The sequence below is a fragment of the Paenibacillus sp. FSL H3-0302 genome (assembly GCF_037982245.1).
GTDB classification, from domain to species: domain Bacteria; phylum Bacillota; class Bacilli; order Paenibacillales; family Paenibacillaceae; genus Paenibacillus_AQ; species Paenibacillus_AQ odorifer.
This window is the reverse complement of record NZ_CP150284.1, coordinates 1,470,708-1,483,776: the sequence shown is the minus strand read 5'-3', so window position 1 is coordinate 1,483,776 and position 13,069 is coordinate 1,470,708. Positions and strand designations below refer to the sequence as shown.

The 13,069-nt window shown below is 46.4% G+C and carries 11 protein-coding genes; 6 read left to right on the top strand and 5 right to left on the bottom strand.

Features of this window, described 5'->3' with window-relative positions; translation table 11 throughout:
• Positions 1–24: 24 nt before the first annotated feature.
• Positions 25–1,263, bottom strand: coding sequence for a glycosyltransferase family 2 protein (locus tag MHH50_RS06595; protein ID WP_036679513.1), 1,239 nt, complete (start codon positions 1,261–1,263; stop codon positions 25–27).
• A 404-nt stretch (positions 1,264–1,667) separates the two neighbouring features.
• On the opposite strand from MHH50_RS06595, the gene MHH50_RS06590 reads away from it, so the two are divergent.
• Both MHH50_RS06590 and MHH50_RS06585 read left to right on the top strand, forming a co-directional pair.
• Positions 1,668–2,195: a phosphatase PAP2 family protein gene (locus MHH50_RS06590; protein WP_076128062.1), complete on the top strand. Its 528-nt coding sequence runs from the start codon at positions 1,668–1,670 to the stop codon at positions 2,193–2,195.
• 51 nt (positions 2,196–2,246) lie between these two features.
• On the top strand, positions 2,247–3,362 hold the full coding sequence (locus MHH50_RS06585; RefSeq protein WP_076128064.1) for a glycosyltransferase: 1,116 nt from the start codon (positions 2,247–2,249) through the stop codon (positions 3,360–3,362).
• Positions 3,363–3,454: 92 nt separating this feature from the next.
• On the opposite strand, the gene trmB is transcribed toward MHH50_RS06585, so the two are convergent.
• Both trmB and MHH50_RS06575 read right to left on the bottom strand, forming a co-directional pair.
• Entirely contained in the window at positions 3,455–4,171 is a 717-nt protein-coding gene (gene trmB / locus MHH50_RS06580; RefSeq protein ID WP_036679523.1) for a tRNA (guanosine(46)-N7)-methyltransferase TrmB, read from the bottom strand.
• 196 nt (positions 4,172–4,367) lie between these two features.
• Positions 4,368–4,547, bottom strand: a complete 180-nt coding sequence (locus MHH50_RS06575) for a hypothetical protein (protein WP_036679526.1) — start codon at positions 4,545–4,547, stop codon at positions 4,368–4,370.
• A 324-nt stretch (positions 4,548–4,871) separates the two neighbouring features.
• Here MHH50_RS06575 and MHH50_RS06570 point away from each other — a divergent pair, with 324 nt between their 5' ends.
• From MHH50_RS06570 to MHH50_RS06555, 4 genes are read left to right on the top strand one after another with little or no spacing between them, the layout of a single operon-like run.
• Entirely contained in the window at positions 4,872–5,828 is a 957-nt protein-coding gene (locus MHH50_RS06570) for a TIGR01212 family radical SAM protein (protein WP_076107276.1), read from the top strand.
• The gene (locus MHH50_RS06565) at positions 5,828–6,430 is read left to right on the top strand and encodes a class I SAM-dependent methyltransferase (RefSeq protein WP_076219068.1); all 603 of its coding nucleotides are present in this window, start codon (positions 5,828–5,830) and stop codon (positions 6,428–6,430) included. The genes MHH50_RS06570 and MHH50_RS06565 overlap by 1 nt, the downstream gene beginning before the upstream one ends.
• Before the next feature lie 48 nt (positions 6,431–6,478).
• Complete coding sequence (locus MHH50_RS06560; RefSeq protein ID WP_076128070.1) at positions 6,479–7,447, top strand: type I phosphomannose isomerase catalytic subunit; 969 nt, start codon at positions 6,479–6,481, stop codon at positions 7,445–7,447.
• 27 nt (positions 7,448–7,474) lie between these two features.
• Entirely contained in the window at positions 7,475–8,425 is a 951-nt protein-coding gene (locus MHH50_RS06555; RefSeq protein WP_076279506.1) for an alpha/beta hydrolase, read from the top strand.
• An 827-nt stretch (positions 8,426–9,252) separates the two neighbouring features.
• Here the strand turns inward: MHH50_RS06555 and MHH50_RS06550 are convergent.
• Together MHH50_RS06550 and recQ are read right to left on the bottom strand one after the other, a co-directional pair.
• On the bottom strand, positions 9,253–11,160 hold the full coding sequence (locus MHH50_RS06550; RefSeq protein ID WP_076279505.1) for a B12-binding domain-containing radical SAM protein: 1,908 nt from the start codon (positions 11,158–11,160) through the stop codon (positions 9,253–9,255).
• 15 nt (positions 11,161–11,175) lie between these two features.
• Positions 11,176–13,011: a DNA helicase RecQ gene (recQ, locus tag MHH50_RS06545; protein WP_340034112.1), complete on the bottom strand. Its 1,836-nt coding sequence runs from the start codon at positions 13,009–13,011 to the stop codon at positions 11,176–11,178.
• Positions 13,012–13,069: the final 58 nt, after the last annotated feature.

Sequence of the window (13,069 nt, the reverse complement as noted above, 5' to 3'; positions counted from 1 at the left end):
TTTTATGCAGAAATTTCGTGAATTTTATACCTGCTTACTTTGTACTTCTTCAAGTCGTACTACGCGAGTATGCTTGGTATGGCTCCATTGCTTATTGTTCTGCGTGAAGAACGCATAGAACGTAATCGGATACCACGAGATCAAGTAGATCGGGAAGAATACAAGATAAGCATATACTTTCTTGAACGTAACCTTCTCCAATGCCATCGCAATACCAAAAGTCACCAGATTGGCGCCAATAGCCAGGAAGCTGAGCCAGATCGGCAAGCTGCCGTAAATGTTAGCGATATTCGGTCCGTTAAAGAACGCCATATCTACCCACATTACCGCCGTCATTAAAAAAGTGAGCAATACAATATATACATTCGCTCCATAAAGCGCGAGGTCAAACTTCGTTAAGCTGCGTTCTTTAATACTTTGCCAAAGCAATGGGAAAAAATAACGGCGAGCAACAGTGAAGTGCCCCTGCATCCAACGCAGACGCTGTCTTGAAGAGGCCTTGAAGGTTAACGGCTTCTCATCAAATACCTTTGCATCATAATTGAACTTAGGATATACACCATGTGCTGCACTACGCATCGTAAACTCCAAGTCCTCGACCAAACTTGTAGCTCCCCAGCCCATTTCTTTAAGAAGTGTGGTCTCAAAACACATTCCCGTTCCGCCAAGGAAGTTAGCCATATTTAAATTATGGCGTGAAAGTTGCCACAAACGGTTAATATACCAGTACGAAATACCATAAGCAGCTGTAATCCAGGAATCCTCTGGATTCTTGGTGTCGATATAACCTTGGATTACCCGTGCACCTGAACAAAGATCATTATTCATCTCCATCAGGAACTCAGTATGCGCCAAGTTATCGGCATCGAACATGACAACAGCATCATATTGCCGGGGCATAGCCCACAGCTCTTTAAGCATCCATTCTATTGCGTAGCCTTTACCTCTCAGATTTGCATTGGTGCGGACACAAGCGTTCATGCCGTGTTCTCTAACGATGCGAGCTGTACCGTCTGTACAATTGTCACAAATTACAAATACATCGTACAGTTCTGATGGATAATTAAGCTGCTTCAGATTCTCCATTAATGCGCCGACAACTTCTTCCTCGTTATGTGCGGCAACAAGTACGGCAAAAGATTTTTCCGGCTTATACTGCGTTTTTTTCTTTTTCCTGTGCAGTCCGAATAATGAAAACGTAAACTGATAGACTGCGATTGCTGCCAAGATCACTTGGAGCGTAACAAACAGTGCGTCTGTCATGACCTTTTGATGCCCCCTTTTTTCACTCTTGGTGTTCTTTTTTTCTCTCTAGCTTGCTTGACGTTCTTTCTGACCCTTTTGTTGCATCCCTTAACAATAGACCAAGAGTATTCTTATTCTCGGCAGACTTCACAATTTTTATATATGCTGTTTAAAAGAATTCTATGGATTCCTTTTTTTGAATCCTTATTTATCTCTTACCCTTTTAAACAGGTTTAGTCTGCTTGAATCATTGTAAAGCGTAATAGTGCTCTAAGTCAAAACTGGCAAATTTCGTGTAAACCTGAGCTTTTCCTTGAAATGAACTACCTTTAAAAAGTATGATTAAGACAGATCTAAGCTATAGAACGGATTACTGCATTAACATCTGTTAACGGTAGCCGGACTAGCGGAGGGAATTAGATATGAGACATTTATTCATGAAACTACATCTCTGGGAGCGGCATCTTTTTAAGTGGATCAACGGACGAATGCATAATCGTTTTTTGAACTTTTGGCTCTTTTACCTTACTCATTTGGGTGGAGCTACAAGCACGATTGTTATCAATATACTGGTATGGGTATTAGCTCCTGAGCCTTGGAGAACTACAGGTTTACAAGCCTTAACAGCACTAGCTGTCAGCCATATACCCGTAGCTATCGCCAAAAAACTGTACCCGCGTATGCGTCCTTATCTGGCGTTACCGGAAACCAATACTTTTCGTAATCCATTAAAGGATCATTCTTTTCCATCTGGTCATACTACAGCTATCTTTGCTTCTACGGTCCCTTATATGCTGGCGTTTCCTGCTTTGACCGTTATTCTGCTGCCGCTAGCTTGTATTGTCGGATTTTCTCGTATTTATCTTGGATTGCATTATCCATCAGATGTTATAGCTGGCGCAGTGATCGGTTCCTGCGTAGCAGCTGGTACTATAGCCTTATGGATGTAAAGCATTTATTGTTAATAACCGGGAAAACCCTTGAGAATAGGTGAATCAACATTGCGTAAAAAAAGAATCTTAATACTCTCGGAAGGTTTTGGCGCCGGACATACACAAGCAGCTTATGCGTTGTCGAGCAGTCTGCGCCAATTATCGCCTAATTTACAAACGAAGGTGCTAGAACTTGGAAATTTTTTAAACCCCAAGATGGCACCTATTATTCTGTCTGCTTACCGAAAGACGGTAACGACACAGCCAAAATTGATGGGTTATGTCTACCGTCACCAGAAATCATTCAATCGTCTTACCACGCTTGCCTTGCATCGTATATTTTATACGCATGCCAAAAATATTGTGAGGCAACTGAAACCCGACGTAATTGTCTGCACACATTTTATTCCAGGTGCTGTAGTGTCCCGCCTAAAGAGATTGGATCCTACCCTAAATGTGCCGCTCGTCACCGTCATAACGGATTATGATGCGCATGCAACCTGGATTAGCCCAGAGGTAGACCTTTACCTGGTTTCAACACCTGAGGTTAAATCCAAATTACGCAGCCGAAATATTCCTGCCACGAAAATTCAGGTAACAGGTATACCGATACACCCTAATTTTTGGAAGCATCCCGGAAAGCAGGAGATTCGAGAGCAATTCAATCTGCGGGAGATGCCAACCGTTCTTGTCATGGGCGGAGGCTGGGGAATCATGAACGACCAAGTCGTAAATGCTTGTCTGGCGGAATGGCGTGACAAGATTCAGATTGTTTTCTGTCTCGGCAATAACGAACAGCTGCTAAAGGAAATGAAAGAAGACCCGCATTATAATCATCCTAATATCTCCTTACTCGGCTTTACGCGTGAAATCCACAAGCTGATGGAGGTGTCCGATCTGCTGGTTACAAAACCGGGAGGAATGACCTGCAGTGAAGGGCTTGCAAAAGGTATTCCGATGCTCTTCCATCACCCTCTTCCCGGGCAGGAGGAGGAGAATTGCCGCTACTTTACTGCAGCCGGCTTCGGAGAACCCATCGAATCTTTAGAGGTTGTCGAAATGTGGATGGAGCGCCTCTTAAACAACTATGAGGATGTGCAAAACAAGCGCAAACTTCATCTTGAAGAAATTGCGCGCTACCATCCTTTACAATGTGCTCAGAGTATCATCGAATTATTGGAATAGTTAATTTAAAAAAGCGGCAGCCTCCAAACTACTTTACTTGGAGAGTTGCCGCTTTATTATTGAAGCATGCCATTTGAAGCAGTGCTTTGTAACTACAGCCGATATTTATCCAATCGGGTAGCCTGATACTGTTTGAGTGCTTCTGCACCTACAATTGCCTCGCAACGATGGATATTCACGCCACGTCCGACAAATTTCGTCTCATATTCTGTCATGATATGATCCTCGTTGATGATGCCATCTGCATGTAGGTCCAAAGAAATATTTTTCATCTGCAAGCCAAAGTCCGCAAAGGCATTTAATGAGAACTCAAAAAGACTGCGGGAATCTGTTTTTAGATGAATTTCACCTAGATCGCTAAGCAAACCGCGATATTTGTCAAGAAAACGCGGATGTGTCAAACGACGCCGGGCATGCTTGCTTTTAGGCCACGGATCGCTGAAATTAAGATAAATCCGTTCAAGCTCTCCCGGAGCAAATACTTCCTCAGCATAATCGATATTTGCAAGTGCCAATTTCAGGTTAGGCGGTGTTTCATGTCCTGCCGGCTCCCATACTGCTCTAGCCTTATCTCCAGCACGGCGGATCAGCTCATCATACATATCCACTCCGATAAAGTTAATATCAGGATATTTAAAGCTCATTTGGCTGATAAACTGTCCTTTGCCCATTCCGAACTCCACATGGATCGGATGATCGTTACCGAACAGCTTGGACCACTCACCTTTATAACTCCGAGGATCTAGAATGACTAAATCCGTCTGTTCTTCCAAACTTTCACGTATTCCTTTTCTTCCGCGTAAACGCATAGGTATTCCTCCGATTATCTCTTATACGATAACTGTCACTTGCAATATTGTGCCGAAATTGTCCCAAAAAGTAAAGGGATTGCGGTAAAAAAAGAAAAAGGAATTCTCTGGTTCAGCTCTTAAATGAGCTGTTCAGAGGAATTCCTTCGTTGTTGTATATTGGAATAGATTTCGTTCTTGTCTGACAAATCAGGATTTACTTTGTGTTTGTGGCAAATGTCTTTTTTTCGAATGCGCTACGAATTTTGCGCTGCGCATCTGTCTTGATCTTAGGGTTGCCGTTAAATTCCACGCCCGTTAGTGCAAGGGCTTCATCTGGTGTTAAGTGGACTTCAATCGAATCTTTACCCTCAGCATATACCGTTTGAGAATTCATTGCTATCACCTCACGGTTATTATTATGGATCGGACGACACGAAATTATGAACTCTTGGATGAATTTCTTTATGCCACAGCAGCTTTTCACACTCTGAATATAACATACTATGTAAGCATTTTCAAGCTGAAAGCGCCTTATTTCCTGCCTATTTTTCATGCCGTTATGAGGAGTCAATGTTACGCCGAGCTCGGTTTTTTGATACAATGTATTGGATTATAAGAAACGGCTGTGCGTTCTCTGGGATAAGGACGCCATCTGTCTCAGAAAAATATAAGGATAAGGAATCTTATCCATAATTATATTTTCAGAAAGGGGCTTCTCGTGTCTAATCTTCAATACACTTCTCCTCCGCAACTTTGGGGAGATAAACGTTTTCATACTTGGAATTACGAAATGCGTGAACACATGAACACCAAGGTATTCAAAGTTATGCTTGATGCAGGCTTTACCTGTCCCAATCGTGACGGCTCCATTGCTAAGGGAGGCTGCACATTTTGCAGTGCCAGAGGTTCTGGTGATTTTGCCGGAAGCCGCCGAGATGACCTAGTCACACAATTCAATAACGTCCGTGACAGACAGCATCTGAAATGGCCAAATGCTAAATATATCGGTTACTTCCAAGCCTATACTAATACGTACGCTCCGGTCGAAGAGCTGAGAGAATATTTCGAAGTTATTTTGCAGCAGCCTGGTGTCGTTGGATTATCGATTGCTACGCGCCCTGACTGTCTGCCGGATGATGTGGTCGAATATTTAGCAGAGCTGAACAAGCGTACGTATCTTTGGGTAGAGATGGGTCTTCAGACTATACATGACTCCACTTCTGAGCTTATTAACCGGGCGCATGATACGCAGTGTTATGTGGAGGCTGTGGAGAAGCTGCGCCGTCACAATATTCGGATCTGTACCCATATCATTCACGGTCTCCCACAGGAGACGCACGAAATGATGCTTGAAACGGTATCTGCTGTAGCTCGCATGGATGTGCAGGGAATTAAGATTCACCTTCTGCATCTCATGCGGAAAACACCAATGGTGAAGCAGTATGAAGCAGGATTGCTCCGATTCATGGAACAGGACGAGTATGTGAAGCTGATTGCTGATTCACTTGAAATTCTGCCCCCTGAGATGATTGTTCATCGCTTGACTGGAGATGCCCCACGGGATCTCTTAGTTGGACCGATGTGGAGTCTCAAGAAATGGGAAGTGCTAAATGCCATTGACGATGAGCTTGTTGCTCGTGATACTTGGCAGGGTAAGTATTGGAGGAAGGGCTAATGGGCTTTATGTCCGTTCTAAGCTTTGCTCATAAATTAATCTCTGAGCGGCTAACTTTAGGTGACCGTGCGATTGATGCAACTGTAGGTACTGGTGCTGACACGCTTTTTCTAGCCAAAACAACCGGAGCTCGTGGCGAAGTCTACGGCTTTGACATTCAAGCTGCGGCGCTGAAGCTGGCAGAAGAACGTCTCCGGCTTGCGCGGGAGGACACTTCCTCACTCTCTGCCGTTACCTTACTGGAACGCAGCCATGCCGAAATGGCAGAAGCCGTCCCGGCTAACTGGCCAGGCACCGTTGGTGCTGTAATGTTCAATCTTGGCTATCTGCCTTCAGGCGATGCCGATAAGAATATCATTACTGAGCCGGATAGCTCTATTGCAGCCCTGGAAGCTTCACTCCAGCTGCTGCGTCCGGGGGGAATTATTACGGCTGTACTGTATCCTGGCCATGCAGGCGGAGATCTCGAAGCCGCCGCTGTTGAAGCTTGGGCTGCGACTGTTTCCCCTAAGGTAGCGCAGAGCATTGTATACCGCCAGTTGCAGCGCACGGACGCACCTTATGTAATTGCCCTCGAGAAGAAAAAAGGTTCCCCATCTTAAGCTTTGTAAACAATCAAACAATCTTGTAATTGGGAAGGAAGATTACGAATGACACAACCATATCCTTTAAAATTTCAACCGGAGTTTAAAGAACGTGTCTGGGGTGGCCGCGCGCTGGAGAAATTCGGCCTGAATCTACCAGAAGGTCATATTGGTGAAGGCTGGATGATTGCCGATCATGCGAATGGAACATCTTCGGTGGTTAATGGAGAATTAGCTGGACAAGGTCTGGATCAAATTCGTGAGCAATTTGGTCACGAGTGGTTCGGAAGCAAGGGAATATCAGAAGCTGGCGGAAGATTTCCACTCTTGATCAAATTGTTGGATTGCAACGACAACCTTTCCGTTCAAGTCCATCCTACGGATGATTATGTAGGATTGCCTAAAGGTGAACTGGGTAAAACAGAGATGTGGTACGTATTAGACGCTAAGCCAGATGCAAAAATCATCTACGGCCTTAAAGAAGGCGTAGACCGTGAAACATTACGCGAAGCACTGGAAAAAGGTACGGTTATGGATAGCCTTCAAGAGGTATCTGTCTCCGCTGGCGATTCCTTCTACATCCCTGCCGGAACGGTACATGCTCTATGTGCTGGTGTCGTTGTAGCGGAAATTCAACAGAATTCCGACACTACATACCGTATTTATGACTACGACCGTCCAGGACTAGATGGAAAACCACGCGAGCTTCATATCGAGGATTCTCTGAATGTTACAGCTTATGAAGGCGCCGGCGCTACTTCGATGAAGACCGATCATGCAGTGCCTGGAGAGTGGCTGCAGCTTGCCGCTTCACCTTATTTTATTGTCGAAAAAGGGATCGTAAATGGTTCATGGGATCTCACCACTTCAGAAGACAGCTTCACTATTCTGGTTATCTGCGAAGGCAGCGGACATCTGACTTGGGAAGGCGGCTCCCAGCCTTATGCCGCAGGGGAATGTTATCTGATTCCTTCCAACCTAGGCCGTTATACTATCGAGGGTCATTCTACTGTGCTTCGCTCTTATTTACCATAAGTCGAGAACCTTTAGGAGGAATGGACCATGAAGGAAAACAGCTTTACTCTAACGGATCCCATAGGTGTAACCATCCATGTCTATGAATGGTTACCTGAGTCCGATGTGCCAGTTAGAGGAATCGTGCAAATTTCACACGGGATGTGTGAAACTGCTGCCCGCTACGCTCGTTTTGCGGAAGCTTTAACCGGGGTTGGTTATGCAGTATATGCAAATGACCACCGGGGACATGGTAGAACCGCTGGTCAAGTCAACCTGCTTGGTGATGTTGGGGAGGACGGATTTTATTGGATGCGGCGCAATCTTCTACAGGTAGGTGCCGCAGCACTCTCCAAGCATGAAGGAAAGCCCATCATTTTATTCGCACACAGCATGGGTTCCTTTCTGGGTCAAAAACTCATGTGCGAAGAAGGCAACGAAATCTATTCAGGGTTTATCCTAAGCGGGACAAATGGTCCACGCAGTATGCTGCGTATTGGAGAATCTCTGGCTAGCGCGCAGCTTAAGCTAAAGGGTGAGCATCATCGCAGTGTACTGCTGAACAGTCTGGTATTTGGCAGCTATAACCGCGCCTTTTCCCCGGTCAGAACAACATTTGACTGGCTGAGCAGCGATACTGCGGAAGTAGATAAGTACATTTCCGATCCATTCTGCGGAGCTATTTGTACAACACGCTTTTTCCGTGGTTTCTTCCACCTCCTAAGAGAGATCCATACTGAGGAATCACTTAGCACATTATGTACAGGTAAGCCCATTTATATATTCGGTGGGGATAAGGACCCTGTCGGGATGAACGGTCAAGGCATTCCCCGTCTTGCGGAGTTGTATAAGAAACGAGGAGTGTCAGACGTTGAGTTCCGACTCTATCCAGAAGGCAGACACGAAATGCTAAATGAAGTGAATCGAGATCAAGTCACAGCCGATGTGCTCAACTGGTTAGAGCGCCACCTTCCTTCAGAGGTTTCAACGATAAGTTAAGAGAAAACGCGGTTGTTAGTGAATTTATGAGACGAGAATTGAGACAACATAGAAGCGATGCTCCCGGTATTTGGGAGATCGCTTCTTTGCGGTTTGCGGTTTGCGGTTTGCGTAGCTTGTCTCAGCAGACTTCTCAATCTAACAATCTCCAGTTCCTCCGCGCATCTGAACTTAGTAAATAAACATCCCCCACCACTAATGGACTCAGTTGACGCTGTCTTCAGCTCATCGTTCTCCCACACCACGTACAAACTCGTTGTCGCTAGCTACACATCATCACCATTCCCCCTCTACTTTCGGACTCAGTTGACACTATTTGCTGATTTATAGCCTTTCGAGCTAGATATCGGACTCCAGTGCAGCTATTCATGTGAAACAGGTTCATATTTGGTGTGTTTCGTGCCAATAGCGACTATGCGGTCCGTTAGCATCCAAAAAACAGGATAATTCCACGTATAAGGTCCGCTGGGTCCGCCTGCGTCGGGTGACTCACCGCTTCCGGACTCAGTTGACACTAACCACACATCATTACTCTCCCCGCCACTTCCGGACTCAGATGACGCTATTTGCTAATTTATAGCCTTTCGAGCTAGGTTTCGGACTCCAGTGCAGCTATTCATGTGAAACAGGTTCATATTGGGTGTGTTTCGTGCCAATAGCGACTATGCGGTCCGTTAGCACCAAAAAACAGGATATTTCCACGTATAAGGTCCGCTGGGTCCGCCTGCGTCGGGTTACTCACCACTTCCGAACTCCGTTGTCGCTATCGCCCAAGACAAAAAAATAGACCGTCCCATAAAGGAACGGTCTATCCTTCCACCCGCCTATTACAAGGGCAGTGTGTAGTACTGAGCGCGTTGGCTCTCGTTCTGCTGATACATTACGATTAGTAGCGTGCGCCCTTCTCTAATGGAAGCGGGCTCCGCTACAGCTACAGCCGAGCTTGCTGCTTGCGCAGTCTCTTCTAAACTACTATCCGCTGCTCCCTGTAATGGCGAGTCTGCCGAAGGCAACGCCTCCAGATTAGCCATATCAGCTTCACTATCCTCCAAGCCTTCATCGGCACGCATGCCGCTGATGGAATCCAGCACCGCTTCCAGCGAGAATGGCAATACTTCCAGCACAGTATACTTTTGCAGTTCTCTTTCGTTAAGTCCTGCTTCTGCTAACTGGGCAGAAATTTGACCCGGATTAGCCGCGATATCTTTCAAATAGCTCGACCAATCCGACTTATCCAGCACGAAATCCCACCAGATTTTGCGCGGCTTGTACTTGTGTCCAAGAAAATAGTCCAGCTTCATCAAGCCAGTTATAACATCCATAGACGGCGTCCCGCGATCTATCAGGAAGGACTGCAAGCGGGTGAAGAGATCTTCCAGCTGATGACCAATCTTTTGCCAGCCTCTCTCCTCCCAGTAGTCACCGAACTCCTGAAAGAAATCGAATGGCGAATCAAATACATGTCGGATCAAGTACTTGGCCGTATGGTCCATCCGGTGGCTGTTCCAGTATTTCTCCAGCACATCCTCAAGCCGCTTCAAACGGATAATGTCTGAGAAAGGCATCATATGACTGCTAAGAATTTCGTAGGGTGCGTGTTCCATATACGTGTACTCATATTTAGACGCCTGCGCCCGCAGCCCCGTTCCCCGCAGCATTTTGAGGAATCCTAGCTGTAGCTCTTCCGGCTCCATAACGAATACATCATTAAACGTTTTACGGAAGGTACTGTAATCCTCCATAGGTAGTCCGGCAATCAAATCCAGATGCTGATCGATATTGCCGCTTGCCTTAATCTTCATTACGGTACGGGACAGCTTTTTGAAATTCTGGCGGCGTTTAACAAGCTCATTCGTCTCATCGTTGGTAGATTGCACCCCAATTTCAAATCTAAAAATACCCGGAGGCGCATTCTTAGATAGGAAATCCAGAACTTCCGGTCGCATGATATCTGCGGTAATTTCGAACTGAAACACGCAGCCTTGATGATTATCGATCAGGAATTGAAACATTTCCATCGCATAGTTGCGGTTGATATTAAAAGTACGATCCAGAAATTTAATGATTTTGGCGCCATTCTGTATTAAATAAAGCAGATCGGATTTCACTCGTTCAATATCATAATAACGTACGCCTACCTCAATACTGGATAAACAGAACTGGCAGTTAAATGGGCACCCGCGGCTTGTCTCAAAATAAACAATACGTTTACTCAAATCTGGAATATCCTCAGGAAAACGATGCGGCGTAGGCAGGGTATTCAGATCGCTTTTGGGACGTGGTGGATTGACAATGATCTCTTCTCCCTTGCGATAAGCGGCTCCATACACAAAGTGAAACTTACGATCATCCCTTAGCTCCTGCAGCAAATGGTGGAACGTCTCTTCCCCATCTCCATTAACTATAAAATCAATGCCAGCTTCTCTTTTCATCCAATGAAGCGGCTCATACGAAACTTCCGGTCCTCCGAGAACAATCGTAACTTCAGGCATCACTTGCTTAAGAATACCAATCAGCTTCAGCGTCTCTTCGATGTTCCAGATATAACAGGAGAAACCAATCACATCTGGCCGTTTCTGAAACAAGTCGGACACAATATTCATCACGGGATCTTTGATGGTGTACTCTGCCAAATGAATATCCTTAAATTCATGCTCACTGTACGCTTTTAGCAAGCGGATTGCGAGCGAGGTATGAATATATTTAGCGTTTAACGTGGTCAGGACGATTTTCATGCTACACGACCTTTTCTACATTTCATTTTGAAAAAACTCTAAGAATGCCTTACCGTACTTCCGGTATTTCACTTCCCCAACACCCTTTACCCTCAGCATTTCCGCTTCGGTCTGCGGGCAAACCACACTCATCTCACGCAGCGTGGCATCATTAAAAATAATGTACGACGGCACATGCTCGCGTCCTGCCAATTCACGCCGGATAAGACGCAGCTGCTCAAAGACAGTCTCATTGACGGCTGATGGCGACAGGTCATGCCCCCGACTACGAACTCTCGTACCGGATGTTGTACCTGTCCGCGAAGGCCGTGCCACACGCTGCATCACCTCACGCTGTCCGCGCAGGACCTCGGCAGCCAGAGGCTGAAGCCGTACTACAGGGTACTGGCCTTCCGACAAGCCAAGATACCCTTCTGAGATAAGCACATTGATACTCTCTGAGATTTCCTTCTCCGTCCGGCTCGACATCGCCCCATGTGTGGGCAGCTTATCGAAGCCGTACTGCATCACCTTTTGATTGCGCGAGCCTTTCAGCACAGATGCCACCAAGGCTACACCATAACGCTCCCGCATGCGGTGGATGCAGGAGAAGATCTTTTGCGCATCGACGGTCATATCCACTAGCTCTCGTTCATCCGTACATGAGCTGCAGATACCACATGGCTTGTCCCCATGCTCTTCCCCGAAATAATCCAGCTGGGCACTGCGCAAGCAGCGGGTAGTATAGCAATAATCAATCATTTGCTGAAGCTTGCGATATTCGTTAGCTTTACGGTCAGTATCCTGTGGATTCTGCTCGATCAGGAACTTTTGCGTCATAATATCCTGCGCACTAAACAGCAAAATACATTCACTCGGCTCCCCGTCACGTCCAGCACGACCTGCTTCCTGAACATAAGCTTCCATATTTTTGGGCATATTGTAGTGAATTACGTACCGGACATTGGATTTATCAATCCCCATCCCAAAGGCATTCGTAGCCACCATGACCCGGATATCGTCATAGAGGAACCCTTCCTGGCTATCTGCCCGCTCCTGGTCGTTCATACCCGCATGATAGCGACCTGCCGCTATGCCAGAAGCTTGCAGCCTCTGATACAGATCATCTACTTCTTTGCGGGTTGCCGCATATACAATCCCCGGCTGGTGAGAATGCGTAGCCGCATAATCCATAACGAACTCCCGCTTGTTCTCTCCACGCAGCACGGACATTGCCAGATTATCTCTTCCTAGCCCCGTCACGAAAATACCCGGCTCGCGCAAGCGCAGCAGCCGGACCATATCCTCCATAACCTCCGGCGTCGCCGTGGCGGTAAATGCTGCCAGGATCGGACGTTTAGGCAGCTCATCTACAAATGGAGATACCGACAGATAACTTGTCCGGAAATCATGTCCCCACTGGGATACACAGTGCGCTTCATCAACAGCCACGCAGGAAATAGACAGCTCAGCCATTTCCAGACGGAACCAGTCCAGCTCAAGTCTTTCGGGCGCAACATAGAGCAGCTTCAAATCGCCCCGCCGGGCAGCCCGAATCCGCTCATTCACTTCTTTTCCGCTTAACGTGCTATTAATAAAGGCTGCCGGAATACCCGCAGTAGTTAACGCATCCACCTGGTCTTTCATCAGCGAGATCAGTGGTGATATCACCAGTGTCAGCCCTGGCAGGAGCAGTGCAGGAACCTGATAACAGATCGATTTCCCGCCACCCGTAGGGAGGATTCCCAGTGTGTCGCGTCCTTCCAGCAAGTTCTGAACAATCTTTTTCTGGCCATCCCGAAAGTCTGGATAACCGTAATATTTTTGCAGCTCAGCCTGCGCCTGTTCAATAGTAGGTGCTTGCATCTTCATATCTCTCATAACTCCTTAGGCGTTTCTATCTTTAGTTTAGCGGTCAATGGTGTAATGA

What these genes read in the sequence shown, in the direction of transcription:
- MHH50_RS06595 (WP_036679513.1), bottom strand. Translation starts at nt 1,263, where the DNA reads ATGACAGACGCACTGTTTGTTACGCTCCAAGTGATCTTGGCAGCAATC.
- MHH50_RS06590 (WP_076128062.1), top strand. Translation starts at nt 1,668, where the DNA reads ATGAGACATTTATTCATGAAACTACATCTCTGGGAGCGGCATCTTTTT.
- trmB (WP_036679523.1), bottom strand. Translation starts at nt 4,171, where the DNA reads ATGCGTTTACGCGGAAGAAAAGGAATACGTGAAAGTTTGGAAGAACAG.
- MHH50_RS06575 (WP_036679526.1), bottom strand. Translation starts at nt 4,547, where the DNA reads ATGAATTCTCAAACGGTATATGCTGAGGGTAAAGATTCGATTGAAGTC.
- MHH50_RS06565 (WP_076219068.1), top strand. Translation starts at nt 5,828, where the DNA reads ATGGGCTTTATGTCCGTTCTAAGCTTTGCTCATAAATTAATCTCTGAG.
- MHH50_RS06560 (WP_076128070.1), top strand. Translation starts at nt 6,479, where the DNA reads ATGACACAACCATATCCTTTAAAATTTCAACCGGAGTTTAAAGAACGT.
- MHH50_RS06555 (WP_076279506.1), top strand. Translation starts at nt 7,475, where the DNA reads ATGAAGGAAAACAGCTTTACTCTAACGGATCCCATAGGTGTAACCATC.
- MHH50_RS06550 (WP_076279505.1), bottom strand. Translation starts at nt 11,160, where the DNA reads ATGAAAATCGTCCTGACCACGTTAAACGCTAAATATATTCATACCTCG.
- recQ (WP_340034112.1), bottom strand. Translation starts at nt 13,011, where the DNA reads ATGAAGATGCAAGCACCTACTATTGAACAGGCGCAGGCTGAGCTGCAA.